Here is a 24,371-nt window from a genome sequence, read left to right as displayed (position 1 = left end):
GCCCGCCCCCAATCTTTATTACAGGCTTCCCCCCGAAATGATGGACATCAACGAGATTCGCGAATACCTGCCTCACCGTTACCCGTTCCTGCTGGTGGACCGCGTAGTGGACCTCAATGTTGAGGAAAAGCGCATTCGTGCCTACAAGAATGTCAGCATCAACGAACCGTTCTTCAATGGTCACTTTCCCGCGCATCCCATCATGCCGGGCGTGTTGATCATCGAAGCGATGGCCCAGGCTGCCGGTATCCTTGGTTTCAAAATGCTTGACCTCAAGCCTGCCGACGGCACGCTTTACTATTTCGTGGGCTCCGACAAGTTGCGTTTCCGCAATCCGGTCACCCCGGGTGACCAGTTGATCCTGGAAGCCAAGTTCATCAGTTGCAAGCGCCAGATCTGGAAGTTCGAATGCCAGGCCTCGGTGGACGGCAAGCCGGTGTGCTCTGCCGAGATCATCTGTGCGGAACGCAAACTATGAGTTTGATTGACCCTCGCGCAATCATCGATCCGTCGGCCGTTCTGGCCGCCGACGTTGAGGTCGGCCCTTGGTCGATCATCGGCGCAGGTGTGGAAATCGGCGAGGGGACTGTCATCGGGCCGCACGTGATCCTCAAAGGTCCGACCCGCATTGGCAAACACAATCGCATCTACCAGTTTTCCTCGGTAGGCGAAGACACCCCGGACATGAAGTACAAGGGTGAAGAGACACGCTTGGTAATCGGTGATCACAACATCATCCGTGAAGGCGTGACCATTCACCGTGGCACCGTGCAGGATCGTGCCGAGACCACTCTGGGTGATCACAACCTGGTCATGGCTTATGCCCATATCGGCCACGACAGCGTGATCGGCAACCACTGCATCCTGGTCAACAACACGGCGTTGGCTGGCCATGTGCACGTTGACGACTGGGCGATCCTGTCTGGTTTCACCCTGGTGCATCAGTACTGCCATATCGGCGCCCACAGTTTTTCTGGCATGGGCACCGCCATTGGCAAGGACGTCCCTGCGTTCGTCACGGTGTTCGGCAACCCCGCCGAAGCCCGCAGCATGAACTTCGAAGGCATGCGCCGTCGTGGCTTCAGCGAAGAGGCCATCCATGCCCTGCGCCGTGCCTACAAGGTGGTTTACCGCCAGGGGCTGACGGTTGACCAGGCGTTGGCCCAACTGACCGAGCCGGCAGCGTTGTTCCCGGAAGTCGCGGTGTTCCGTGATTCGATCCAGGCATCGACCCGCGGCATCACCCGCTGATCATGGCCAATCTGCGTATTGCGCTGGTGGCCGGAGAAGCTTCCGGCGATATTCTGGGCGCAGGTCTTATGCGAGCCCTCAAGGCCCAGCATCCTGCGGTGGAGTTTATCGGCGTCGGTGGTCCGCTGATGCAGGCTGAAGGCCTTGTGTCCTACTTTCCCATGGAGCGCCTGTCGGTCATGGGGTTGGTGGAAGTGCTGGGTCGCCTGCGTGAGCTGTTGGCGCGCCGCAAGCTGCTGATTCAGACCCTGATCGAAGAAAAGCCCGACGTCTTCATCGGAATCGACGCGCCGGACTTCACCCTCAATATCGAACTCAAGTTGCGTCAGGCCGGGATCAAGACCGTGCATTACGTCAGCCCCTCCGTGTGGGCATGGCGACAGAAACGTGTGCTGAAGATCCGTGAAGGCTGTGACCTGATGTTGACCCTGCTGCCGTTCGAGGCCAGGTTCTACGAAGAACAGGGCGTGCCGGTGCGGTTTGTCGGGCATACCCTGGCGGACGACATCCCGTTACAGGCGGATCGTGCAGCGGCCCGCGCGCAGTTGGGCTTGCCCGATGGCCCGCTTGTCGCGTTGATGCCGGGCAGTCGGGGTGGCGAAGTCGGCCGGCTGGCCAGCGTGTTCTTCGATGCCGCCGAACGCCTGCAAGCCTTGAAGCCGGGTGTGCGTTTCGTATTGCCCTGTGCCAGCCCGCAGCGCCGTGCGCAGATCGAAACGCTGCTGGAAGGTCGCAACCTGCCGTTGACCCTGCTCGATGGCCAATCGCACCTGGCCCTGGCGGCCTGCGATGCGGTGCTGATTGCCTCAGGCACGGCCACCCTGGAAGCCTTGCTCTACAAGCGTCCGATGGTCGTGGCGTATCGCCTGGCGGCGCTGACCTTCTGGATTCTCAAGCGCATGGTCAAAAGTCCCTATATCTCTTTGCCCAACTTGCTGGCCCAACGCCTGTTGGTGCCGGAGTTGTTGCAGGACGATGCAACACCCGAGGCCTTGGCACAGACACTGCTGCCATTGATCGATGGCGGCGAAGAACAGACCCGAGGGTTTGATGAGATTCATCGCACCCTGCGCCGTGACGCATCGAACCAGGCGGCGGATGCCGTATTGACCTTGATCGGCCACAAACAGGAAGCTTTATGAGTACGCAAATGGGCCTGGATTTCAGCCTCGTTGCCCAAGCCGACGAACTGGTGGCCGGTGTTGACGAAGTAGGGCGCGGCCCCCTGTGCGGCGCTGTGGTCACGGCAGCGGTGATTCTTGACCCGAACCGTCCGATCCTCGGCCTGAATGATTCGAAGAAGCTCACCGAAGCGCGCCGCGAAAAGCTCTACGACGAGATCTGTGAGAAAGCCCTGAGCTGGCATATTGCCCGGGCCGAAGTCGAGGAAATCGATGAGTTGAACATCCTTCACGCCACCATGCTCGCCATGCAGCGTGCCGTTGAAGGCCTGCACATCACGCCCAAGCTCGCGATGATCGACGGCAACCGCTGCCCTAAACTGGCGATGGCGGCCGAGGCGGTGGTCAAGGGTGACAGCAAGGTCCCGGCCATCGCCGCGGCTTCGATCCTGGCCAAGGTCAGCCGTGACCGGGAAATGGCGGCGTTCGAGTTGATCTACCCTGGCTACGGCATCGGTGGGCATAAGGGCTATCCGACGCCCGTTCATCTGGAAGCCCTGGCCCGGCTCGGCCCCACGCCGATCCACCGCCGCTCGTTTGCCCCGGTACGCCTGGCTTACGAGGCGCGGGAGAGTCTCAGCGAGGTGTAGTCGCGAGGCTGATGTTTTTGCCAAGGCCCGGTACAATCCGGGCCTTGTTGTTTCCACGTATAAGACAGGATCACTATGCCGGCTTCATTCGTTCACCTGCGCCTGCACACTGAGTACTCCCTGGTCGACGGCCTGGTACGGATCAAACCCCTGGTCAAAACCCTGGTGGGCATGAACATGCCTGCGGTGGCGGTGACCGATCAGAACAACATGTGTTCCCTGGTCAAGTTCTACAAGAACGCCATGGGCGCCGGCATCAAGCCCATCTGCGGCGCCGACCTGTGGTTGTCCAATAAAGATCCGGATAACGCGCTTAGCCGCATCAGCCTGCTGGCGATGAACGGCGTCGGTTATCGCAACCTCACGGAACTGATTTCCCGCGGCTTTATCGATGGTCAGCGCAACGGTTCGATCATTATCGAGCGTGAATGGGTCGCCGAGGCCAGCGAAGGCCTGATCATGCTGTCGGCCGCTAAAGAGGGTGAGATTGGCCTTGCGCTGCTGGGCGGCAACCCCCAGGAAGCCGAAGTGCTGACCAAGGAGTGGATGCAGGTCTTCCCCGACCGTTTCTACCTCGAAGTGCAGCGCACTAATCGCCCCAATGATGAAGAGCACCTGCACGCCGCGGTAGCCCTGGCCGATAAGCTGGGCGCGCCACTGGTTGCTACCAACGATGTGCGCTTTATCAAGAAGGAAGATTTCGAAGCCCACGAAACTCGGGTGTGTATCGGCGAAGGCCGGGCCCTGGATGACCCGCGTCGCTCGAAAAACTACAGCGAAGAGCAATACCTCAAAAGCGCCGACGAGATGGCCGAGCTGTTCAGCGACCTGCCCGAGGCCCTGGAAAACTCCGTCGAGATTGCCAAGCGCTGCAACATTGAAGTGAAGCTGGGCAAGCACTTCCTGCCCAACTTTCCGATCCCCGATGGCATGACCATCGATGAGTATTTCCGCAAGGTGTCGTTCGATGGCCTGGAAGAGCGGCTCACCGTGCTGCTGCCCAAGGACACCACCGAGGACTATGAAGCCAAGCGCCAGGTGTATGTCGACCGGCTCAATTTCGAGCTGGATATCATCATCCAGATGGGGTTCCCCGGTTACTTCCTGATCGTAATGGACTTTATCCAGTGGGCTAAAAGCAACGGCGTGCCCGTCGGCCCTGGCCGTGGGTCGGGCGCCGGCTCGCTGGTGGCCTATGTACAGAAGATCACCGACCTCGACCCCCTGGAATATGACCTGCTGTTCGAACGGTTCCTCAACCCGGAACGGGTTTCCATGCCCGACTTCGACGTCGACTTCTGCATGGACGGTCGCGACCGTGTGATCGAATACGTGGCCGAGAAATATGGCCGCAATGCCGTCAGCCAGATCATCACCTTCGGTTCCATGGCCGCCAAAGCGGTTATCCGCGACGTGGCGCGAGTGCAGGGCAAGTCCTACGGCCTGGCCGACCGCCTGTCGAAGATGATCCCGTTCGAAGTCGGCATGACCCTGGAAAAGGCCTACGAGCAGGAAGAAATCCTGCGTGACTTCATCAAGATCGATGAAGAAGCCGCTGAAATCTGGGACATGGCCCGCAAGCTCGAAGGCGTGGTGCGTAACGTCGGTAAACACGCGGGTGGCGTGGTAATTGCGCCGACCAAGCTCACTGACTTTTCGCCGATCTATTGCGACGAAGAGGGCGGCGGCCTGGTGACCCAGTTCGACAAGGACGACGTGGAGGCGGCTGGCCTGGTGAAGTTCGACTTCCTCGGCCTGCGGACGCTGACCATCATCGACTGGGCGCTCAAGACCATCAACCGCGAGCGCGCCAAGGTCGACGAAGAGCCGCTGGATATTGCGTTCATCCCACTGGACGACAAGCCGACGTACCAGTTGCTGCAAAAAGCTGAAACGACCGCAGTGTTCCAGCTTGAGTCGCGGGGCATGAAAGAGCTGATCAAAAAGCTCAAGCCCGACTGCCTGGAAGACTTGATCGCACTGGTGGCCCTGTTCCGTCCGGGCCCACTGCAATCGGGCATGGTTGACGACTTCATCAACCGTAAGCACGGCCGCGCCGAATTGGCGTACCCGCACTCCGACTATCAGTACGAAGGCCTCAAGCCCGTACTGGCGCCGACCTACGGCATCATCCTGTACCAGGAACAGGTGATGCAGATCGCCCAGGTCATGGCGGGCTACACCCTCGGCGGCGCGGACATGCTGCGTCGAGCCATGGGTAAAAAGAAACCCGAGGAAATGGCCAAGCAGCGCGGCGGTTTCATTGAAGGTTGCGCCACCAACAATATCGATGCCGACCTGGCCGGTAACATTTTCGACCTGGTGGAAAAATTCGCCGGTTATGGCTTCAACAAATCCCACTCCGCCGCCTACGGCCTGGTGTCGTACCAGACCGCGTGGCTGAAAGCCCACTACCCGGCGCCGTTCATGGCGGCGGTACTCTCGGCGGATATGCACAACACCGACAAGGTCGTGACCTTGATCGAGGAAGTGCGCACCATGAAGCTGCGCCTCGATGCACCGGACGTGAACGCCTCGGAGTTCAAGTTCACGGTGAACGACGAAGGCCGCATCATTTACGGCCTGGGCGCGATCAAGGGCGTGGGCGAAGGCCCGGTGGAGGCGATCACCGAAGCGCGTCAGGACGGGCCGTTCAAGGACCTGTTCGACTTCTGCGCACGGGTTGACCTCAAGCGTATCAACAAGCGAACCCTTGATGGCTTGATCCGCAGCGGCGCGCTGGACCGTCTTGGCCCGTACTTCCACGACGAGCCGAAAGCCTACCAGGCGAATATCGACCGCAACCGCGCGGTGCTGCTGACCGCCATGGAGGAAGCGATCAAGGCTGCCGAACAGACTGCCCGCACCCATGACAGCGGCCATGCCGACCTGTTTGGCGGGTTGTTCGTCGAAGAAGACGCGGACGTGTACGGCAACCACCGCAAGGCCAAGGAATTGACCCTCAAGGAACGTCTCAAGGGTGAAAAAGACACCTTGGGCCTTTACCTCACCGGTCACCCGATTGACGAATACGAAGGCGAGATCCGCCGTTTCGCCCGCCAGCGCATCATCGACCTGAAACCGGCGCGGGACACCCAAACCGTCGCGGGCATGATCATCGCCCTGCGGGTGATGAAAAATAAGAAGGGCGACAAGATGGGTTTCATCACCCTCGACGACCGTTCGGGTCGCATCGAGGCGTCGCTGTTTGCCGACGCCTTCCATTCGGCGCAATCGCTGCTGCAGACCGATGCCATGGTGGTGGTGGAGGGGGAGGTCAGCAACGATGACTTCTCCGGTGGCCTGCGCCTGCGTATCAAGCGGGTAATGAGCATGGAAGATGCACGTACCAACCTGGCTGAAAGCCTGCGTTTGAAGGTCAAGACCGAGGCGCTCAAGGGCGATCAGCTACGCTGGTTGGGCGACCTGCTCAAGCGCCACCGTGGCGCATGCCCGGTGACCATGGAGTACACCGGCAATGACGCCAAGGCCATGTTGCAGTTCGGCGAGACCTGGCGAATTGATCCTGCTGATGGCTTGATTCAAGCTTTGCGTGACCAGTTCGGCCGAGACAACGTCTTCCTCCAATACCGCTGACGGTCAGCACGTCTGACCTCGGCTGAACATTTAATCTCGACCTGAACGCGCCTCTCCCTTAAGGTAGGGCGCGAACAGACAACCGGCTGGCCAGGCACGCCCTGGCCGTCGACCCAAGACGGACGCTTATGAACCCGAATTTTCTTGATTTCGAACAGCCGATCGCTGACCTGCAAGCCAAGATCGAAGAGCTGCGCCTGGTCGGCAATGACAATTCGCTGAATATCGGCGATGAGATCGCCCGCCTGCAAGACAAGAGCAGCACCCTTACCGAAGACATCTTCGGCAAGCTGACCAGCTGGCAGATCGCGCGCCTGGCCCGCCACCCGCGCCGTCCATACACCCTGGACTACATTCAGCACATCTTCACCGAGTTCGACGAGCTGCATGGCGACCGCCATTTCTCCGACGACGCGGCCATCGTGGGCGGTATCGCTCGCCTGGACGACCAGCCAGTGATGGTGATCGGTCACCAGAAAGGCCGTGAAGTGCGCGAGAAAGTCCGCCGCAACTTTGGCATGCCGCGTCCGGAAGGCTACCGCAAGGCATGCCGCCTGATGGAAATGGCCGAACGTTTCAAAATGCCGATCCTGACCTTCATCGACACGCCGGGTGCCTACCCAGGTATCGACGCTGAAGAACGCAACCAGAGCGAAGCGATTGCCTGGAACCTGCGTGTCATGTCCCGCCTGAAGACCCCGATCATCGCCACCGTGATTGGTGAAGGTGGTTCCGGCGGTGCGCTGGCCATTGGCGTGTGCGACCAACTGAACATGTTGCAATATTCGACCTACGCGGTGATCTCCCCCGAAGGTTGTGCCTCGATCCTGTGGAAAACCGCAGAAAAGGCGCCGGACGCTGCTGAAGCCATGGGCATCACCGCCGATCGCCTCAAAGGCCTTGGCATCGTGGACAAAGTGATCGCCGAGCCACTGGGCGGCGCCCACCGCGACCCTGCTGCTGCCGCTGCGACCATCCGTGCCGAGTTGGGCTCGCAACTGGCGATGCTCAAGAAGCTGGATAACGAAGCACTGCTGGCCCGTCGTTACGAGCGCCTGATGAGCTACGGTCTCTAAAGTCGCAGCAAGACCAAGTGTGGGAGGGGGCTTGCCCCGATAGCTGGGTGTCAGTCAACCAATCGGGTGGCTGACCCACTGTTATCGGGGGCAAACCCCCTCCCACATTTGCTTTGTGTATGCTGGGTTATCGCATTACAGATCGATGGCGGTACTTTCCATGAAGCCCTGCTTAACCGCCAGACTACGGCACGCCTTGACCCCCTGGCGCAACGCCCCCGCCTTGCATGTCGCTTTCTCCGGCGGTCTTGATTCCACTGTCCTGCTCCACCTCCTCGCCAACACCGAACACCTCCCGCCGCTCAGCGCCGTTCATGTCCACCATGGCCTGCAGGCTGCTGCTGATGCCTGGCCAAGTCATTGCCAGTCAGTTTGTGACAGCCTGGGCGTGCCCTTGCGCGTCATGCACGTACAGGTCCAGCCAGGCGCGAGTCTTGAGCGTGCCGCCCGTGAGGCGCGTTACCAGGCGTTGGCCGAGGTGGTCGGGGCAGGGGAGGTCTTGCTCACGGGCCAGCATCGCGACGATCAGGCTGAGACTCTGCTGTTTCGCCTCTTGCGCGGGGCCGGGGTGCGCGGGTTGGCGGCGATACCGGTGCAGCGTCCATTGGCGGGGGGGCATCTGCTGCGCCCGTTACTGGATGTCTCCCGTGCGGAACTGGAGGCTTACGCCCACGAGCATCAATTGGAGTGGATCGAGGATCCATCCAATGCCGATCCACGGTTCTCCCGTAACTACCTGCGCCACCGAGTGTTCCCTGTCCTCACGGAACGCTGGCCCCAGGCTGTCTCAAGCCTGGCCCGTACCGCCGAGCACCTGAGCGACGCGCAGGGACTGCTTGATGAGCTGGCCCGCATGGACTTGCAGTTCGCGGATCGACCTTCGCCGTTGCCCTGGCTTCAGTTGCCATCCCTGGATTTGGCAGCACTGCGCAAGCTTTCCGATGCCCGCCAGCGCAACGCCCTGCGTCACTGGCTGGCTCCGCTCACCCGGTTGCCCGACAGTGATCACTGGGCCAGTTGGTATTCCTTACGTGATGCCAAGGCCGACGCACAGCCGCTATGGCGCTTGGCTGACGGCGAGTTGCACCGCTGTGGCGAGCGCATCTGGTGGTTGCCTGCGATCTGGTCGGAATTTTCCGACGCAACGGTGAGCTGGCCCGATCCGCAAAACCCACTAGAGTTACCCGGCAATGGCCTGCTGAGCATTATCGGCGAGGCGCCCGAAGGCCCGCTGGAGGTGCGTTATCGCCAGGGCGGTGAAATCGTCGAGGTGCCCGGCCGAGGTCGGCGTGACTTGAAGCGCCTGCTTAACGAAAGTGGCGTGCCGGGTTTCGTCCGTGGCAGATTGCCGCTGCTGTATCGGGGCGAGCAATTGCTGGGCGTGCCCAGCCTCATTGGACATTGGGCGGCACCCAGTCGAGGCTGGCAATTACATTGGATGCCACAGACCTGCGATCAAGGTTTGAGCTGATAGCGCCTTTCCGGTAGACTACGCTCCCTTCTTGATACAACTTCTGTGGATTCGCCTGAATCGCAGCAGTTGCCGATTACCAAGCAGTCTTTGCTGGGCGATTCCAAAAAATGTGTAGCGATCAACGTACTGGCAGTTTCACTGCTGGTCTGTCACAACGCGGCGGTTTTTTTGAAAGGTGCACTGTGATTAATGCAGGTGATCGGGGGCTTCGGCCTCTCTTCGCTTTCCCCGGCGGCTCGGACCGCTTTAACGCAGACTTCTAGGGTTTTTCATGACGCGCTACATATTCGTCACGGGCGGTGTTGTTTCTTCATTGGGGAAAGGCATTGCCTCCGCTTCATTGGCGGCCATCCTGGAGGCGCGGGGGCTTAAAGTCACCATGCTCAAGCTGGACCCGTACATCAACGTCGACCCGGGCACCATGAGCCCGTTCCAGCACGGTGAAGTGTTCGTCACACACGACGGCGCCGAGACTGACCTGGACCTGGGCCACTACGAGCGGTTCATCCGCACGACCATGACCCAGAACAACAACTTCACCACCGGCCGTGTCTACGAGCACGTGCTGCGCAAGGAGCGCCGTGGTGACTACCTGGGTGCAACCATCCAGGTGATCCCGCACATCACCGACGAAATCAAGCGCCGCATCATCAAGGGTGCAGGCGATGCCGACGTGGCGATGGTCGAGATCGGTGGCACCGTGGGTGACATCGAATCCCAACCGTTCCTCGAAGCCATCCGCCAGTTGCGTTTCGAAGTCGGCGCCAAGCGCGCGATGCTGATGCACCTGACCTTGGTGCCTTACATCGCCACCGCCGGCGAAACCAAGACCAAGCCAACCCAGCACTCGGTCAAGGAACTGCGTTCCATCGGCCTTCAGCCGGACGTGCTGGTGTGCCGCTCCGATCACCCGATCGATATTTCCTCGCGTCGCAAGATCGCGCAGTTCACCAACGTCGAAGAACGTGCGGTGATTGCCCTGGAAGACGCCGACACCATCTACAAGATCCCGGGCATCCTGCACTCGCAAGGCCTGGACGATTTTGTGGTCGAGCGTTTCGGCCTGCAGTGCAATGGCGCGGACCTGTCCGAATGGGAAGCCGTGGTCGACGCCAAGCTCAATCCTGAGCATGAAGTCACCATCGCCATGGTCGGCAAGTACATGGAGCTGCTGGACGCGTACAAATCGCTGATCGAAGCGATGAGCCACGCCGGTATCAGCAACCGTACCAAGGTCAACCTGCGCTACATCGACTCCGAAGACATCGAGAATCAGGGCACTGCGCTGCTCGAAGGTGTTGACGCGATTCTTGTTCCCGGCGGTTTCGGCCTGCGTGGCGTGGAAGGCAAGATCACCGCAGTGCAGTACGCTCGTGAGAACAAGGTGCCGTACCTGGGTATCTGCCTGGGTATGCAAGTGGCCGTTATCGAGTTCGCCCGTAACGTGCTGGGCTGGAAAGACGCCAACTCCACCGAGTTCGACAGCAAGAGCGGTCACCCGGTCGTGGGCCTGATCACCGAGTGGGAAGACGCCACTGGCGCTGTTGAAACCCGTACCGAAAGCTCCGACCTGGGCGGCACCATGCGCCTTGGCGCGCAGGATTGCCTGCTTGAGCCGGGCTCGCTGGTTCACGATTGCTACGGCAAGGACGTGATCGTCGAGCGTCACCGTCACCGCTACGAGGTGAACAACAACCTGCTGCCACAGATCAAGGAAGCCGGCCTGAAAATCTCCGGTCGCTCCGGTGATGGCGCGCTGGTTGAAGTGGTCGAGGCACCGGATCATCCATGGTTCGTCGCTTGCCAGTTCCACCCAGAGTTCACCTCGACTCCACGCGACGGTCACCCGTTGTTCAGCGGTTTCGTCAAAGCTGCACTGACGCAACATCAGAAGAAGGCGTAAACCTGATGGCCCAGAAGATCATTCGCGTAGGCGACATCGAGATTGCCAACGACAAGCCCATGGTGCTGTTCGGCGGCATGAACGTGCTGGAAAGCCGTGACATGGCGATGCAGGTCTGTGAAGAGTACGTAAAGGTTACCCAGAAACTGGGTATCCCTTACGTGTTCAAGGCCAGCTTCGACAAGGCCAACCGTTCGTCCGTGACCTCCTATCGCGGCCCAGGCCTTGAAGAAGGCATGCGGATCTTCCAGGACATCAAGCAAGCCTTCGGTGTGCCGATCATCACCGACGTCCACGAGCCTGAACAGGCCGCCGTGGTCGCCGAAGTATGCGACATCATCCAGTTGCCGGCCTTCCTGTCGCGCCAGACCGATCTGGTCGTCGCGATGGCCAAGACCGGCGCAGTGATCAATATCAAGAAAGCCCAGTTCCTCGCGCCGCAGGAGATGAAACATATCCTGAACAAGTGCGTGGAAGCGGGTAACGACCAGTTGATCCTCTGCGAGCGCGGTTCGAGCTTCGGCTACAACAACCTCGTGGTGGACATGCTCGGTTTCGGCATCATGAAACAGTTCGAACACCCGGTGTTCTTCGACGTGACCCACGCGCTGCAAATGCCCGGTGGTCGCGCCGACTCCGCCGGTGGGCGTCGTGCCCAGGTACTGGACCTGGCCAAGGCCGGCATCAGCCAGTCCCTGGCTGGCCTGTTCCTGGAAGCCCACCCGGATCCGGACAACGCCAAATGCGACGGTCCATGTGCCTTGCGCCTGGACAAGCTGGAGCCATTCCTGGCCCAGCTCAAGCAGTTGGACGAACTGGTCAAGAGTTTTCCGACGGTAGAGACCGCGTAAGCGTCGTTTCTCCGGTAGACTTTCCCACGTTTTCTGTTCAGGCCCTCGGGCCTGAGCCTTGTCGCCTGCAAGCCTGCCCCGTTGTTCCACCCTTGCGGTCGGTCAAAAGTTTCCCTTCAGCTGCGTCGTTTTCGTCAACTTTGGAGTGTTTACAACAATGGCAAAAATCGTCGACATCAAAGGTCGTGAAGTTCTCGACTCCCGTGGCAACCCCACCGTCGAAGCCGACGTGCTTCTCGATAACGGCATCATCGGCAGCGCCTGCGCGCCGTCCGGTGCTTCCACCGGTTCGCGCGAAGCGCTGGAACTGCGTGATGGCGACAAGAGCCGTTACCTGGGCAAGGGTGTACTCAAGGCTGTAGCCAACATCAACGGCCCGATCCGTGACCTGTTGCTGGGCAAGGATCCGCTGGACCAGAAAGCCCTGGACCACGCGATGATCAAGCTCGACGGCACCGAAAACAAAGGTAGCCTGGGCGCCAACGCCATCCTCGCCGTGTCCCTGGCCGCTGCCAAGGCTGCTGCTCAGGACCAGGACCTGCCGCTGTACGCTCACATCGCCAACCTGAACGGTACGCCGGGTGTCTATTCGATGCCGGTGCCGATGATGAACATCATCAACGGTGGCGAGCACGCTGATAACAACGTCGACATCCAGGAATTCATGGTGCAGCCGGTTGGCGCCAAGACCTTCTCCGAAGGCCTGCGCATGGGCACCGAGATCTTCCATCACCTGAAAGCTGTCCTGAAGGCCCGTGGCCTGAGCACTGCCGTAGGCGACGAAGGTGGTTTCGCACCCAACCTGGCGTCCAACGAAGATGCACTGAAAGTGATCTCCGAAGCCGTGGCCAACGCTGGCTACACGCTGGGCACCGACGTGACCCTGGCCCTGGACTGCGCCGCCAGCGAATTCTATGAAGACGGCAAATACAACCTGTCCGGCGAAGGCCAGGTGTTCAACTCCGAAGGTTTTGCTGAGTACCTGAAGGGCCTGACCCAGCGCTATCCGATCATCTCGATCGAAGACGGCCTGGACGAGTCCGATTGGGACGGCTGGAAAATCCTCACCGACAAGATCGGCGAGAAAGTCCAACTGGTGGGCGACGACCTGTTCGTGACCAACACCAAGATCCTGAAGGAAGGCATCGATAAAAAGATCGCCAACTCGATCCTGATCAAGTTCAACCAGATCGGCACCCTGACCGAAACCCTGGAAGCCATCCAGATGGCCAAGGCTGCGGGCTACACCGCCGTAATCTCCCATCGCTCCGGCGAAACCGAAGATTCGACCATTGCCGACCTGGCCGTGGGTACCTCGGCGGGCCAGATCAAGACCGGTTCCCTGTGCCGTTCCGATCGCGTTTCCAAGTACAACCAATTGCTGCGTATCGAAGAGCAACTGGCGGGCAAAGCCAAGTACAACGGTCGCGGCGAGTTTCGCGGCTGATCTGTAAATGCTAAAAAGTCGGCGGATTGCGTCGGAAAGTTCACGAAAGTGAACATTTCGACGCTAATCTGATGGCTATCAAGCACAAGCCTGGTTCTTCCAGGCTTCGTGCTATCAGTTGCTTCAAAAGTTAGGCATGGCTGTCTTTTTTCACTGGATACCCGATATTCGATGCGCAGTCCCAATTGGTTGTTCCTCGTCTTGCTCTTGTTGCTGGCTGGCCTGCAGTACCGCCTGTGGGTGGGTAATGGCAGCTTTGCGCAGGTAAAAGACCTGACTGAGCAAATTGCGGCACAGCACGCCGAAAACGAGATCTTGCTGGAGCGCAACCGCGTCCTGGATGCTGAAGTGCTTGAGCTGAAAAAAGGCACGGAGACCGTTGAAGAGCGGGCTCGTCATGAACTGGGCATGGTCAAGGAGGGCGAAACCCTCTACCAGTTGGCCCAATGAGTAACAGTTTGCCGGCCTTCTGGGCCGTGATTCCTGCCGCGGGCGTCGGTGCCCGTATGGCTGCGGACCGTCCCAAGCAATATTTGCAACTGGGCGGGCGCACTATTCTTGAACACAGCCTTGGCTGTTTTCTCGACCACCCAGCGCTCAAGGGCCTGGTGGTCAGTCTTGCTTGTGATGACCCCTATTGGCCAAACCTGGCATGTGCCACTGACCCGCGTATCCAGCGTGCGGACGGTGGCGCCGAGCGCTCGGGTTCTGTGCTTAACGCGTTGCTGCAGCTCAATGCCCTCGGCGCCAGCGATGAGGATTGGGTGCTGGTGCATGATGCTGCCCGGCCTAATCTGAGTCGTGAGGACCTCGACAATTTATTGAGCGAACTGGCTGACGATCCCGTCGGCGGCCTTTTGGCTGTGCCGGCGCGCGATACCCTGAAGCGTGCCGACAAGCAGGGTCGGGTGGTGGAAACCGTGGATCGCAGTCTCATCTGGCAAGCCTACACGCCGCAGATGTTTCGCCTCGGCGCCTTGCACCGCGCATTGGCTGACAGCCTGGTGGCCGATGCGCTTATCACCGACGAAGCCTCGGCCATGGAGTGGTCCGGCCAGGCGCCGCGCCTGGTAGAAGGGCGTACGGACAATATCAAGGTGACCCGGCCGGAGGATCTTGAGTGGTTGCGGTTGCGGTGGGCGAATCGGCGGTAATCAGCGGAACCGCTATCGGGGCAAGCCCCCGATGAGGCCCGCCCAAGCAACACCCAGTCAACGACTGTACTCCGGCCTCCCGGCCAACCCCTCCTTCAAGAAATCCACCAGCTTCCTGACCTTCGGTGACAAATGCCGCTGTTGCGGATATAGCGCCCACACCGCCGTATTCGGCGGCTGATGCGCCTCAAGCAGCGACACCAGCGCGCCGCTGTGCAAGTGCTCCAGCACGTAATAGTCCGGCAACTGACACAACCCAACCCCCTGCAACGCCGCGTCCAGCACCGCCTGCCCACTGTTGCAGCGCCAGTTTCCCTGCACCCGCTGGGAGAATTCGCGCCCGTCCTGGGCCAGTTGCCAAATATCCGAACTGCCGATCAGGCAGTTGTGCCGACTCAATTCCGACAAGCTATGTGGCCGACCATACCGTGCCAAGTAGGACGGCGAGGCGCACAAGTACATGCGGCGCGGCGCGAGGCGGCTGGCGACCATTCGCGAATCCTGCAGGCGCCCCAGGCGAATCGCCAGGTCCAGGCCCTCATGCACGAGATCCAACTGGCGGTTGCTCAATTCGATATCCACCCGCAACTGAGGGTAAAGCCCCATGAATCGCGTCACCAACGGCACAATAAAACGTTCGCCGTAAGCCACGGCGCAGGTCATGCGCAGCATGCCTTTGGGTTCGCTGGCGAGGTCGCCTACCGCACGCAGGGCTTCTTCGCGACCGTCCTGCAAGCGTTGGCAGTGTTGCAGGAAAGTCTGGCCGGCTTCGGTCAGCGTCACCTTGCGCGTACTGCGATACAACAATCGTGTTTGCAGTCGCTCTTCCAGGCGGGCCACCTGCCGGCTGATATGGGATGAGGACACGCCCAGGCGCTCGGCCGCCGCCGTGAATTGGCTGCACTCGGCCACGGCGACAAATTCATCGATGCCTTCCCAGCGGTTTTCCAACATGGTGATTGTCCCTGTACAGCAATAAAGTTTTGCTTTTGCCTGGATTATTAATCAGTGGGGCATGTTTTACACTCGCCGTCTCAGTTTTAAACTCCCTGGAGAAACACCGGATGATCAAGTCCCGCGCCGCCGTCGCCTTCGAAGCCAAGAAACCCCTTGAGATTGTTGAGGTGGATGTCGCCATGCCCAAGGCTGGCGAAGTCCTGTTGCGCGTGGTGGCTTCCGGCGTATGCCACACCGACGCCTACACCCTGTCGGGCGCCGACCCGGAAGGTATCTTCCCGTCGATCCTCGGCCACGAAGGCGGTGCGGTGGTTGAAGCCATCGGCGAGGGCGTTACCTCGGTCGCCGTTGGTGACCATGTGATCCCGCTGTACACCCCGGAATGCGGCAAGTGCAAATTCTGCCTGTCGGGCAAGACCAACCTGTGCCAGGCCATCCGTTCTACCCAGGGCAAAGGCTTGATGCCGGATGGCACCACGCGCTTTTCCTACAAGGGCCAGCCAATTTTCCACTACATGGGCACCTCGACCTTCTCCGAGTACACCGTGTTGCCGGAAATCTCCGTGGCCAAGATTGCTAAAGACGCGCCGCTGGAAAAAGTCTGCCTGCTTGGTTGCGGCGTCACCACAGGCATCGGTGCGGTGCTCAACACTGCCAAGGTCAAACCGGGCGATACCGTGGCTATCTTCGGGCTGGGCGGCATCGGCCTGTCAGCGGTGATCGGCGCGGTCAAGGCCAAGGCCGGTCGCATCATTGCCATCGACATCAACCCGGCCAAGTTCGAAATCGCCAAGCAATTGGGCGCAACCGACTGCATCAACCCGAAAGACTACGACCGCCCGATCCAGGACGTGATTGTTGATTTGACCGACGGCGGCGTGGACTTTTCCTTCGAATGCATCGGCAACGTGCAACTGATGCGTGCCGCACTTGAGTGCTGCCATAAAGGCTGGGGCGAGTCGGTGATCATCGGTGTAGCCGGTGCTGGTCAGGAAATCGCTACCCGTCCGTTCCAGTTGGTGACCGGTCGCGTCTGGCGTGGTTCGGCGTTCGGTGGTGTGCGCGGTCGTACTGAATTGCCAAGCTACGTGGAAATGGCCCAGACCGGCGAGATCCCGCTGGACACCTTCATCACCCACACCATGGGCCTGGAAGACATCAACAAAGCGTTTGACCTGATGCATGAAGGCAAAAGCATTCGTACCGTCATCCACTTCTGAGGTCGGCCATGAGTCTGGAAAACCTGTCCTGCCAGAAGAGCTTCGGCGGCTGGCATAAACGCTACAAGCATCATTCCGACGTGCTCGATTGCGACATGACCTTCGCCGTTTACCTGCCGCCGCAAGCGGAGCAGGGCGGCAAGCTGCCGGTGCTGTATTGGCTGTCCGGGTTGACCTGCACCGACGAGAACTTCATGCAGAAGGCCGGCGCACAGCGCATGGCCGCCGAGCTGGGGTTGATCATCGTTGCGCCGGACACCAGCCCTCGCGGTCCCGGTGTGCCGGGTGATCCGGATAACGCCTGGGACTTCGGTCTGGGGGCCGGTTTCTATCTGAATGCCACGCAGGAACCGTGGGCCAGGCATTATCGGATGCATGACTACGTGGTGCAGGAATTGCCGGCGTTGGTTGAAGCGCATTTCCCTGCTTCGGATAAACGCGGTATCAGCGGCCACTCCATGGGCGGACACGGTGCGCTGGTGTGCGCGCTGCGCAACCCGGGGCGTTACCAGTCGGTGTCGGCGTTCTCGCCGATCAACAACCCGATGGATTGCCCGTGGGGCCAGAAAGCCTTCTCCCGTTACCTGGGCGAAGAGCGCTCGAAGTGGCGTGAATGGGATGCCTGCGTATTGATCAGCGAAGCCTCGCAAAAGCTGCCCTTGCTGGTGGACCAGGGCGATCGCGACGATTTCCTCGCGGTGCAGCTCAAGCCTGAAGCCCTGCGGCAAGCAGCCAAGGCGGCCAAGCATCCGCTGGAACTGCGCCTGCAACCTGGCTATGACCATAGCTATTTCTTCATCGCCAGCTTCATCGAAGACCATTTGCGACACCATGGCCGTGCTTTGCTCGGTTAATGTGAGGCAAAAGTAGGTAGAATCACGCCCTGAATTAAATCGGGGCGTTTTTTTTATGCGTATTGGCCACGGCTACGATGTGCACCGTTTCGCTGAAGGCGATTTCATCACCCTGGGCGGCGTGCGCATTGCGCACCACCATGGGCTGCTGGCTCATTCCGACGGCGACGTGGTGTTGCATGCCTTGAGCGATGCCTTGCTCGGCGCTGCGGCGTTGGGTGATATCGGCAAGCACTTTCCGGACACCGACCCCACCTTCAAGGGCGCGGACAGCCGGCTATTGCTGCGCCATGTGGTCGGCCTGATCCACGCCAAGGGCTGGAAGGTCGGTAACGTCGACAACACCATCGTCGCCCAGGCACCGAAGATGGCGCCCCATATCGAATCGATGCGCGCACTGATTGCCGCAGACCTGCAAATTGAATTGGATCAAGTCAACGTGAAAGCCACCACCACCGAAAAGCTCGGGTTTACCGGTCGTGAAGAGGGCATTGCGGTGCACTCCGTCGCCTTGTTGCTGCGCGCATGAATGATCTGGAATTGCTGGGCCCGCGTGCCTACGGCGAGGCTTTGGGCAGCGCGGTCCTGAAGGCCACGGCTGAAGATTTCCAGGTCGACGAAGTGCTGGATATCCCGCTGACCGGCGAGGGCGAGCACTTGTGGCTGTGGGTGGAAAAACGTGGCCTCAATACTGAGGAAGCTGCGCGCCGTATCGCCAAAGCTGCCGGCGTGCCGTTGCGCACCGTCAGTTATGCCGGGCTCAAGGACCGCCAGGCGCTGACCCGCCAGTGGTTCAGCGTGCAACTGCCGGGCAAGGCCGACCCCGACATGAGCGCTGCAGAAAACGACACCCTCAAGATTCTCAAAACCGCCCGCCACAAGCGCAAGCTGCAACGCGGCGCGCACGCGGCCAACGGGTTCACCTTGCGCCTGACCCAGCTGGCCGGCGATACCGCCGCCATCGATGCGCGTTTGCAGCTGATTGCGCAGCACGGCATTCCCAATTATTTCGGCACCCAGCGTTTTGGCCACAACGGTGGCAATGTGGTCGACGCCCGTGAGTGGGCCGCGCGCAAGGCCCTGCCAGAGCAGCGCAATGTGCGTTCGCGGTTGTTGTCTACGGCGCGCAGTTTCCTGTTCAACAAGGTCCTGGCAGCACGGGTCGCCGACGGTTCCTGGCAGCGTGCGCAAGTGGGTGATCTGCTGGCGTTTACTGACAGTCGCAGTTTTTTCCCGGCGGGAGAGGCTGAGTGCAGTGACCCGCGCCTGGCGATCCTGGACCTGCACCCCACCGGCCCGCAGTGGGGCGAAGGCGATTCGCCCGCGACCGGTGCCACCCATGAACTGGAGCAGGCGATCGCCGCCAGTGAAGCCGACCTGCGCGATTGGCTGGTGAATGCCGGCATGAGCCAGGAACGTCGCATTCTGCGACTGCCCATTGGCGGGTTGACGTGGCATTATCCCGGGCCTGACATTCTGCAATTGGAATTCGTCCTGCCGGCCGGATGCTTCGCCACTGTCTTGGTGCGCGAGCTTGTTGATCTGGTGCCGGTGGGGCAGACGGACAGCCCATGCGTATTCTGATATCAAACGATGACGGTGCCACCGCACCCGGCCTTGCCGCGCTCTATGCTGCGCTGCAGGATTACGCCGAGTGCGTGGTGGTTGCCCCCGACCAGGACAAGAGTGGTGCCAGCAGTTCGCTGACGCTCGACCGTCCCCTGCACCCGCAGGTTCTGGCCAATGGCTTTATCAGCGTCAACGGTACGCCCACCGACTGCGTGCACCTGGCCATCAACAGCCTGTTGGATCAAGAGCCGGACCTTGTGGTGTCGGGCATCAACCTCGGCGCCAACCTGGGCGACGACGTGCTGTATTCCGGCACCGTGGCGGCAGCGCTCGAAGGGCGCTTCCTGGGCCGTACCTCGTTCGCTTTTTCGTTTGCCTCGCGGCAACTGGACAACCTGCCCACCGCCGCCTATTTCGCACGCAAGCTGGTGGAGGCGCATGCCTCCCTGGACCTGCCGCCGCGTACAGTGCTCAACGTCAATATTCCCAATTTGCCCCTCGACCATATCCGTGGCATCCAACTGACGCGCCTGGGCCATCGCGCCCGTGCAGCAGCGCCGTTGAAAGTGGTCGACCCGCGCGGCAAGGAAGGCTATTGGATTGCAGCCGCCGGTGATGCCGAAGACGGGGGCGAGGGCACGGACTTTCATGCGGTGATGCAAGGTTATGTGTCGATTACCCCGTTGCAATTCGACCGAACCTTCAGCGATGCCTTCAGTGGTCTCGAAGGCTGGCTGGAGGGATTGCGCTGATGGCTCGTGAACAAGACGACCTGCTGCGTCGGGGCATCGGGATGACCTCCCAGCGCACCCGTGAGCGTTTGATCCAGCGCCTGTACGAAGAAGGGTTGTCCAACGCCCAGGTGTTGGAAGTGATCCGCCGTACGCCTCGCCATCTGTTTGTCGATGAGGCCCTGGCCCATCGCGCCTATGAAGATACGGCCTTGCCCATCGGGCATAACCAGACCATCTCCCAGCCCTACATGGTGGCGCGCATGAGCGAGCTGCTGCTGGCCGCAGGGCCGCTGGACAAGGTGCTGGAGATCGGCACCGGTTCCGGCTACCAGACCGCCGTGCTGTCGCAGCTGGTGGAGCGTGTGTTCTCGGTGGAGCGCATCAAGGTGCTTCAGGATCGTGCCAAGGAACGCCTGGTGGAACTGAACCTGCGCAACGTGGTGTTTCGCTGGGGGGATGGCTGGGAAGGCTGGCCGGCGCTGGCGCCTTACAACGGCATCATCGTCACCGCCGTGGCCACCGATGTTCCGCAAGCGCTGCTCGACCAGTTGGCCCCGGGCGGGCGCCTGGTCATACCGGTGGGCTCCGGCGAAGTGCAACAATTGATGCTTATTGTCCGTGAAGACGACGGTTTTTCCCGGCATGTATTGGGCGCCGTGCGCTTTGTTCCGTTACTCAACGGCCCGCTGGCTTGATGAATTTTCGCCGTCAGTGAATTCTGCGGATGGGGATGTGTCTTACGGCGGGGTCCATCAAGTCAACATGATGGCTTCATCGATTCAACACGTTGAATGATTCGTTTCAGTCGCGTGCCGGTAAAACTTCAATGCCCAGTTATACTTGCGACATATTTCAAGCCTGATACAGGCGTTCATGTTCAGCCACCATAAAGGGAGCGGCGGGTGAGTCTCACAGGTCTTGCGCAGCGTATGGGTAAAACAAGTTTTCAGCGACTGGTGCTTGGCCTTGTCTTCGGTTCCTTGTTGGTGGGCTGTTCCAGCTCGCCAAGCAGCGGTGCACGGGTCGTTGACCGTAATAATGCCGCACCGCAAAAGCCGACGGTAACTACCGGGCAATATGTGGTGCGCAAGGGCGACACGATGTTCTCGATCGCCTTCCGTTATGGGTGGGACTACAAAGCGCTTGCAGCCCGTAACAATATTCCTGTGCCCTACACGATACATCCGGGTCAGACGATTCGCTTCGATGGTCGCACCGGTTCCGCGCCTACGGCGGTTGTGACAAACACCGGATCTTCACCGTCGTCTTCGAGCAAAACCACCATCATTACTCGGCCTGCCGGCACTGCTGCGCCGACGGCTGCGAACAAGCCGACAGCCGCGCCGTTGCCGCCTGCCGGACCTGCGCCGACCGGTTGGGGATGGCCCTCAAACGGAGTGTTGATTGGAAAATTCTCTTCAAACGGTAGTTTGAATAAAGGCATTGATATCGCCGGGGATTTGGGACAGCCTGTTTTAGCTGCGTCTGATGGGACAGTGGTGTACGCCGGGAGTGGTTTACGGGGCTACGGCGAGCTGGTCATCATCAAACACAGTGATACCTACGTCAGTGCTTACGGTCATAACCGCAGGCTGTTGGTTCGGGAGGGGCAGCAAGTCAAAGTCGGACAGACAATTGCCGAAATGGGTTCAACGGGTACAGACCGGGTGAAACTGCACTTTGAGATTCGCCGTCAAGGGAAGCCTGTAGATCCGCTGCAATTCTTACCCCGTCGTTGATGTGTTGCCAGCCTGTTCCCTCACGTAGAAGGAACAGGCTCCAGCGTTGCCAAGGATAAAGGCGTCGCTTGAGCTTGAGGTCGAACTCACCAAAGGACTATAACAATGGCTCTCAGTAAAGAAGCGCCGGAGTTTGACATCGACGATGAGGTTCTCCTTATGGAGACCGGTATCGCTATGGAATCGATGTCGAATGAGGGACCTGCAACACCTTCAGTTCGCACCAAATCCAAAAACTCCTCCGCGTTAAAGCAACATAAATACATTGATTACACACGGGCGCTCGACGCGACCCAGCTGTACCTCAATGAAATCGGCTTTTCCCCCCTGCTGACCCCCGAAGAGGAAGTCCATTTTGCGCGGTTGTCGCAAAAGGGTGATCCGGCTGGGCGCAAGCGCATGATTGAAAGCAACCTGCGCCTGGTGGTGAAAATCGCCCGGCGCTACGTCAATCGTGGGCTGTCCCTGTTGGACCTGATCGAGGAGGGCAACCTGGGCCTGATCCGGGCAGTGGAGAAGTTCGACCCTGAGCGGGGCTTCCGCTTTTCAACCTATGCCACCTGGTGGATTCGCCAGACCATCGAACGGGCGATCATGAATCAGACCCGCACGATCCGGTTGCCGATCCATGTGGTCAAGGAGCTCAACGTCTACCTGCGGGCAGCGCGTGAGCTCACTCAAAAACTCGATCATGAACCCTCGCCCGAAGAAATCGCCAACCTGCTGGAAAAACCGGTAGGGGAGGTCAAGCGCATGCTGGGCCTTAACGAGCGCGTGTCTTCGGTCGATGTCTCGCTGGGTCCGGATTCGGATAAAACCCTGCTGGACACCCTGACGGATGATCGCCCTACAGATCCTTGCGAGCTGTTGCAGGACGTTGATCTGTCCCAAAGCATTGACCAGTGGTTGTCGGAGCTTACAGACAAGCAGCGTGAAGTGGTGATTCGCCGCTTCGGCCTGCGTGGTCATGAGAGCAGCACCCTGGAGGACGTAGGCCTGGAGATCGGCCTGACCCGTGAGCGGGTGCGGCAGATCCAGGTGGAAGGGCTCAAGCGCTTGCGTGAGATCCTGGAGAAGAATGGCTTGTCGAGTGAATCGCTGTTCCAATAAGCGGCGCAGCTTGATTGCTTGATTGCTTGAATGTGGGAGGGGGCTTGCCCCCGATAGCAGTGTCACAGTCGCCAGCTATATCGACTGATACATCGCAATCGGGGGCAAGTCCCCTCCCAAATTTTTTGTTCCAGGCATAAAAAAACCCCGCTTTTAAGGGCGGGGTTTTTTCGACTAAGTCAGTACAAGTTAGATAACTTGAACTTCTTCAGCTTGCATGCCTTTCTGACCGCGGGTAGCGATGAAAGAAACCTGTTGGCCTTCTTTCAGGCTTTTGAAGCCGTCGGATTGGATAGCTTTGAAGTGAACGAACAGGTCGTCACCGGATTGTGGAGTGATGAAGCCGAAGCCTTTTTCATCGTTGAACCACTTAACGGTACCAGTTTGGCGATTAGACATGGTGTATCTCCTTGGACAAAGTTAACTGCGACTCAGGAAAAGCCCTGGCCGAGACTGAGTGCAAAGAGCAGGAAAAATTCTTGGAGATGGTTGGATCGAAATTCAACATATCGTGTAGAGATTCTCAGTGACACAAGCAGCACAGTGGCGCCACCTTAACCCTTTTTCCGGAACGTGCCAATGGTATTTCCGAAGGTTTCTCTATTTTCGTGACTGGCGGTGGTATTTACCGGTACCGCTGGCGGCAATACGGCCCCCGGCCCTGCTGGCTGCGCCTTACAGCCAGCGGGGCATTCATCAAGAAAAGCCCGACGCCCTTTGAACCCCAACGCCGGCACCGGTAAGATGCCACACAGAATTTTTCCACCTCGCTATTCAGGACACCCGCCATGAGCATCAAATCGGACAAGTGGATTCGCCGCATGGCGCAAGAGCACGGCATGATCGAACCGTTCGTCGAGCGCCAGATTCGTGGTGAAGGCGACGACCGAGTGATCTCCTATGGCGTTTCCAGCTACGGCTACGATGTGCGCTGCGCCGATGAGTTCAAGGTGTTCACCAACATCAACTCGGCGATCGTCGACCCGAAGAACTTCGACGAAAAGAGCTTCGTCGACGTCAAGAGCGACGTGTGCATCATTCCGCCAAACTCTTTCGCCCTGGCGCGCACCGTGGAATTCTTCCGTATTCCCCGCGACGTGCTGACCATCTGCCTGGGTAAAAGCACCTACGCGCGCTGCGGCATTATCGTTAACGTGACGCCGCTTGAGCCTGAGTGGGAAGGTCACGTCACCCTGGAGTTCTCCAACACCACCACCCTGCCAGCCAAGATCTACGCCAATGAAGGCGTGGCGCAGATGCTGTTCTTGCAGTCTGACGAGGCCTGTGAAGTGTCCTACAAAGACCGCGCAGGCAAGTACCAAGGCCAGCGCGGCGTCACCTTGCCACGCGCTTGATCGAAAGGTCCTACGCGTAAAGGGAATTAGTCCGCAGAAAGTGACTCTATTGGGTGTACTGCCTCGGCGCGTGCAAAACGCGCCGGGCCACGCTTGAGGAGTACCTTATGAAGATCGACCCGCGAATCAGCGCAGAACTTGCCCGGCTTGAACCCAACCAGATTGGCGTTCTGGCCTGGTCCCTGATGGCCGATCCCGCTTATGCGGGCGGCATCCCCGGCCAACCCGAGCCGGATTACCCACAGCCTACCGAACCCGGTGAGCCGACCCTTCCCGATGAGCCGCCACCCGCACCGGTTGCCTGATACC

24 protein-coding genes are annotated in these 24,371 nt (G+C 59.7%); 22 read left to right on the top strand and 2 right to left on the bottom strand.

Annotation, left to right across the window (positions count from 1 at the left end; all coding sequences use genetic code 11):
- Positions 1-37: 37 nt before the first annotated feature.
- The 12 genes from fabZ (at position 38) to ispD (ending at position 14,524) form a co-directional block, all read left to right on the top strand.
- Positions 38-478 (top strand): 3-hydroxyacyl-ACP dehydratase FabZ, encoded by a 441-nt coding sequence (gene fabZ / locus EJD88_RS01025; RefSeq protein ID WP_003172281.1) that lies wholly within the window; start codon positions 38-40, stop codon positions 476-478.
- Complete coding sequence (lpxA, locus tag EJD88_RS01020) at positions 475-1,251, top strand: acyl-ACP--UDP-N-acetylglucosamine O-acyltransferase (protein WP_099583350.1); 777 nt, start codon at positions 475-477, stop codon at positions 1,249-1,251. The genes fabZ and lpxA overlap by 4 nt, the downstream gene beginning before the upstream one ends.
- Before the next feature lie 2 nt (positions 1,252-1,253).
- Entirely contained in the window at positions 1,254-2,393 is a 1,140-nt protein-coding gene (gene lpxB, locus EJD88_RS01015; RefSeq protein ID WP_158876292.1) for a lipid-A-disaccharide synthase, read from the top strand.
- On the top strand, positions 2,390-3,022 hold the full coding sequence (gene rnhB, locus EJD88_RS01010; protein ID WP_099583348.1) for a ribonuclease HII: 633 nt from the start codon (positions 2,390-2,392) through the stop codon (positions 3,020-3,022). Before lpxB ends, rnhB begins: the two co-directional genes overlap by 4 nt.
- A 75-nt stretch (positions 3,023-3,097) precedes the next feature.
- Positions 3,098-6,619 carry a DNA polymerase III subunit alpha gene (gene dnaE, locus EJD88_RS01005; protein WP_158876290.1) on the top strand — a complete coding sequence of 1,174 codons (3,522 nt, stop codon included), beginning with the start codon at positions 3,098-3,100 and terminating at the stop codon, positions 6,617-6,619.
- A 128-nt stretch (positions 6,620-6,747) separates the two neighbouring features.
- The gene (locus tag EJD88_RS01000) at positions 6,748-7,695 is read left to right on the top strand and encodes an acetyl-CoA carboxylase carboxyltransferase subunit alpha (RefSeq protein WP_003172288.1); all 948 of its coding nucleotides are present in this window, start codon (positions 6,748-6,750) and stop codon (positions 7,693-7,695) included.
- A 160-nt stretch (positions 7,696-7,855) separates the two neighbouring features.
- Positions 7,856-9,166: a tRNA lysidine(34) synthetase TilS gene (tilS, locus tag EJD88_RS00995; protein WP_158876288.1), complete on the top strand. Its 1,311-nt coding sequence runs from the start codon at positions 7,856-7,858 to the stop codon at positions 9,164-9,166.
- 274 nt (positions 9,167-9,440) lie between these two features.
- A complete protein-coding gene (locus EJD88_RS00990) occupies positions 9,441-11,072 on the top strand; it encodes a CTP synthase (RefSeq protein WP_032891641.1) in 1,632 nt (543 codons plus the stop codon).
- A 5-nt stretch (positions 11,073-11,077) separates the two neighbouring features.
- On the top strand, positions 11,078-11,923 hold the full coding sequence (kdsA, locus tag EJD88_RS00985) for a 3-deoxy-8-phosphooctulonate synthase (RefSeq protein ID WP_158876286.1): 846 nt from the start codon (positions 11,078-11,080) through the stop codon (positions 11,921-11,923).
- A 157-nt stretch (positions 11,924-12,080) separates the two neighbouring features.
- Positions 12,081-13,370 carry a phosphopyruvate hydratase gene (eno, locus tag EJD88_RS00980; RefSeq protein ID WP_053137218.1) on the top strand — a complete coding sequence of 430 codons (1,290 nt, stop codon included), beginning with the start codon at positions 12,081-12,083 and terminating at the stop codon, positions 13,368-13,370.
- Between the two features lie 171 nt (positions 13,371-13,541).
- Entirely contained in the window at positions 13,542-13,820 is a 279-nt protein-coding gene (gene ftsB, locus EJD88_RS00975) for a cell division protein FtsB (protein WP_003231201.1), read from the top strand.
- Positions 13,817-14,524 carry a 2-C-methyl-D-erythritol 4-phosphate cytidylyltransferase gene (ispD, locus tag EJD88_RS00970; RefSeq protein ID WP_158876284.1) on the top strand — a complete coding sequence of 236 codons (708 nt, stop codon included), beginning with the start codon at positions 13,817-13,819 and terminating at the stop codon, positions 14,522-14,524. The genes ftsB and ispD overlap by 4 nt, the downstream gene beginning before the upstream one ends.
- Positions 14,525-14,581: 57 nt before the next feature.
- Here the strand turns inward: ispD and EJD88_RS00965 are convergent, their stop codons facing one another.
- Positions 14,582-15,478 carry a LysR substrate-binding domain-containing protein gene (locus tag EJD88_RS00965; protein WP_099583344.1) on the bottom strand — a complete coding sequence of 299 codons (897 nt, stop codon included), beginning with the start codon at positions 15,476-15,478 and terminating at the stop codon, positions 14,582-14,584.
- 110 nt (positions 15,479-15,588) lie between these two features.
- On the opposite strand from EJD88_RS00965, the gene EJD88_RS00960 reads away from it, so the two are divergent.
- The 8 genes from EJD88_RS00960 (at position 15,589) to rpoS (ending at position 22,707) form a co-directional block, all read left to right on the top strand.
- Positions 15,589-16,701: an S-(hydroxymethyl)glutathione dehydrogenase/class III alcohol dehydrogenase gene (locus EJD88_RS00960; RefSeq protein WP_057701300.1), complete on the top strand. Its 1,113-nt coding sequence runs from the start codon at positions 15,589-15,591 to the stop codon at positions 16,699-16,701.
- 8 nt (positions 16,702-16,709) lie between these two features.
- Complete coding sequence (gene fghA / locus EJD88_RS00955; RefSeq protein WP_099583343.1) at positions 16,710-17,555, top strand: S-formylglutathione hydrolase; 846 nt, start codon at positions 16,710-16,712, stop codon at positions 17,553-17,555.
- Positions 17,556-17,610: 55 nt separating this feature from the next.
- Positions 17,611-18,084: a 2-C-methyl-D-erythritol 2,4-cyclodiphosphate synthase gene (gene ispF, locus EJD88_RS00950; protein ID WP_122749447.1), complete on the top strand. Its 474-nt coding sequence runs from the start codon at positions 17,611-17,613 to the stop codon at positions 18,082-18,084.
- Positions 18,081-19,139, top strand: coding sequence for a tRNA pseudouridine(13) synthase TruD (truD, locus tag EJD88_RS00945; protein WP_099583342.1), 1,059 nt, complete (start codon positions 18,081-18,083; stop codon positions 19,137-19,139). Before ispF ends, truD begins: the two co-directional genes overlap by 4 nt.
- Complete coding sequence (gene surE / locus EJD88_RS00940; protein WP_099583341.1) at positions 19,127-19,876, top strand: 5'/3'-nucleotidase SurE; 750 nt, start codon at positions 19,127-19,129, stop codon at positions 19,874-19,876. Before truD ends, surE begins: the two co-directional genes overlap by 13 nt.
- Before the next feature lie 41 nt (positions 19,877-19,917).
- A complete protein-coding gene (locus EJD88_RS00935; protein ID WP_169899534.1) occupies positions 19,918-20,553 on the top strand; it encodes a protein-L-isoaspartate(D-aspartate) O-methyltransferase in 636 nt (211 codons plus the stop codon).
- A gap of 207 nt (positions 20,554-20,760) precedes the next feature.
- Positions 20,761-21,597: a peptidoglycan DD-metalloendopeptidase family protein gene (locus tag EJD88_RS00930; protein WP_099583340.1), complete on the top strand. Its 837-nt coding sequence runs from the start codon at positions 20,761-20,763 to the stop codon at positions 21,595-21,597.
- A gap of 105 nt (positions 21,598-21,702) precedes the next feature.
- Positions 21,703-22,707: an RNA polymerase sigma factor RpoS gene (rpoS, locus tag EJD88_RS00925; protein ID WP_099583339.1), complete on the top strand. Its 1,005-nt coding sequence runs from the start codon at positions 21,703-21,705 to the stop codon at positions 22,705-22,707.
- A 189-nt stretch (positions 22,708-22,896) separates the two neighbouring features.
- Here the strand turns inward: rpoS and EJD88_RS00920 are convergent, their stop codons facing one another.
- Positions 22,897-23,106 carry a cold-shock protein gene (locus EJD88_RS00920; RefSeq protein WP_002554837.1) on the bottom strand — a complete coding sequence of 70 codons (210 nt, stop codon included), beginning with the start codon at positions 23,104-23,106 and terminating at the stop codon, positions 22,897-22,899.
- Between the two features lie 389 nt (positions 23,107-23,495).
- Here EJD88_RS00920 and dcd point away from each other — a divergent pair, with 389 nt between their 5' ends.
- Both dcd and EJD88_RS00910 read left to right on the top strand, forming a co-directional pair.
- Positions 23,496-24,062: a dCTP deaminase gene (dcd, locus tag EJD88_RS00915; RefSeq protein WP_003172320.1), complete on the top strand. Its 567-nt coding sequence runs from the start codon at positions 23,496-23,498 to the stop codon at positions 24,060-24,062.
- Positions 24,063-24,169: 107 nt separating this feature from the next.
- Positions 24,170-24,367, top strand: coding sequence for a hypothetical protein (locus EJD88_RS00910; RefSeq protein WP_010212420.1), 198 nt, complete (start codon positions 24,170-24,172; stop codon positions 24,365-24,367).
- Positions 24,368-24,371: the final 4 nt, after the last annotated feature.

Origin of the sequence: Pseudomonas sp. PB105, assembly GCF_009764655.1 — a bacterium.
In the GTDB taxonomy this organism is placed as follows: Bacteria; Pseudomonadota; Gammaproteobacteria; order Pseudomonadales; family Pseudomonadaceae; genus Aquipseudomonas; species Aquipseudomonas cyclaminis.
Note: the sequence above shows the minus strand (reverse complement) of the source record. Positions and strands in the feature narration are given on the sequence as shown.

Coding starts and splice junctions, on each gene's coding strand:
- fabZ (WP_003172281.1), top strand. CDS start 38: ATGATGGACATCAACGAGATTCGCGAATACCTGCCTCACCGTTACCCG.
- lpxA (WP_099583350.1), top strand. CDS start 475: ATGAGTTTGATTGACCCTCGCGCAATCATCGATCCGTCGGCCGTTCTG.
- lpxB (WP_158876292.1), top strand. CDS start 1,254: ATGGCCAATCTGCGTATTGCGCTGGTGGCCGGAGAAGCTTCCGGCGAT.
- rnhB (WP_099583348.1), top strand. CDS start 2,390: ATGAGTACGCAAATGGGCCTGGATTTCAGCCTCGTTGCCCAAGCCGAC.
- dnaE (WP_158876290.1), top strand. CDS start 3,098: ATGCCGGCTTCATTCGTTCACCTGCGCCTGCACACTGAGTACTCCCTG.
- EJD88_RS01000 (WP_003172288.1), top strand. CDS start 6,748: ATGAACCCGAATTTTCTTGATTTCGAACAGCCGATCGCTGACCTGCAA.
- tilS (WP_158876288.1), top strand. CDS start 7,856: ATGAAGCCCTGCTTAACCGCCAGACTACGGCACGCCTTGACCCCCTGG.
- EJD88_RS00990 (WP_032891641.1), top strand. CDS start 9,441: ATGACGCGCTACATATTCGTCACGGGCGGTGTTGTTTCTTCATTGGGG.
- kdsA (WP_158876286.1), top strand. CDS start 11,078: ATGGCCCAGAAGATCATTCGCGTAGGCGACATCGAGATTGCCAACGAC.
- eno (WP_053137218.1), top strand. CDS start 12,081: ATGGCAAAAATCGTCGACATCAAAGGTCGTGAAGTTCTCGACTCCCGT.
- ftsB (WP_003231201.1), top strand. CDS start 13,542: ATGCGCAGTCCCAATTGGTTGTTCCTCGTCTTGCTCTTGTTGCTGGCT.
- ispD (WP_158876284.1), top strand. CDS start 13,817: ATGAGTAACAGTTTGCCGGCCTTCTGGGCCGTGATTCCTGCCGCGGGC.
- EJD88_RS00965 (WP_099583344.1), bottom strand. CDS start 15,478: ATGTTGGAAAACCGCTGGGAAGGCATCGATGAATTTGTCGCCGTGGCC.
- EJD88_RS00960 (WP_057701300.1), top strand. CDS start 15,589: ATGATCAAGTCCCGCGCCGCCGTCGCCTTCGAAGCCAAGAAACCCCTT.
- fghA (WP_099583343.1), top strand. CDS start 16,710: ATGAGTCTGGAAAACCTGTCCTGCCAGAAGAGCTTCGGCGGCTGGCAT.
- ispF (WP_122749447.1), top strand. CDS start 17,611: ATGCGTATTGGCCACGGCTACGATGTGCACCGTTTCGCTGAAGGCGAT.
- truD (WP_099583342.1), top strand. CDS start 18,081: ATGAATGATCTGGAATTGCTGGGCCCGCGTGCCTACGGCGAGGCTTTG.
- surE (WP_099583341.1), top strand. CDS start 19,127: ATGCGTATTCTGATATCAAACGATGACGGTGCCACCGCACCCGGCCTT.
- EJD88_RS00935 (WP_169899534.1), top strand. CDS start 19,918: ATGACCTCCCAGCGCACCCGTGAGCGTTTGATCCAGCGCCTGTACGAA.
- rpoS (WP_099583339.1), top strand. CDS start 21,703: ATGGCTCTCAGTAAAGAAGCGCCGGAGTTTGACATCGACGATGAGGTT.
- EJD88_RS00920 (WP_002554837.1), bottom strand. CDS start 23,106: ATGTCTAATCGCCAAACTGGTACCGTTAAGTGGTTCAACGATGAAAAA.
- dcd (WP_003172320.1), top strand. CDS start 23,496: ATGAGCATCAAATCGGACAAGTGGATTCGCCGCATGGCGCAAGAGCAC.
- EJD88_RS00910 (WP_010212420.1), top strand. CDS start 24,170: ATGAAGATCGACCCGCGAATCAGCGCAGAACTTGCCCGGCTTGAACCC.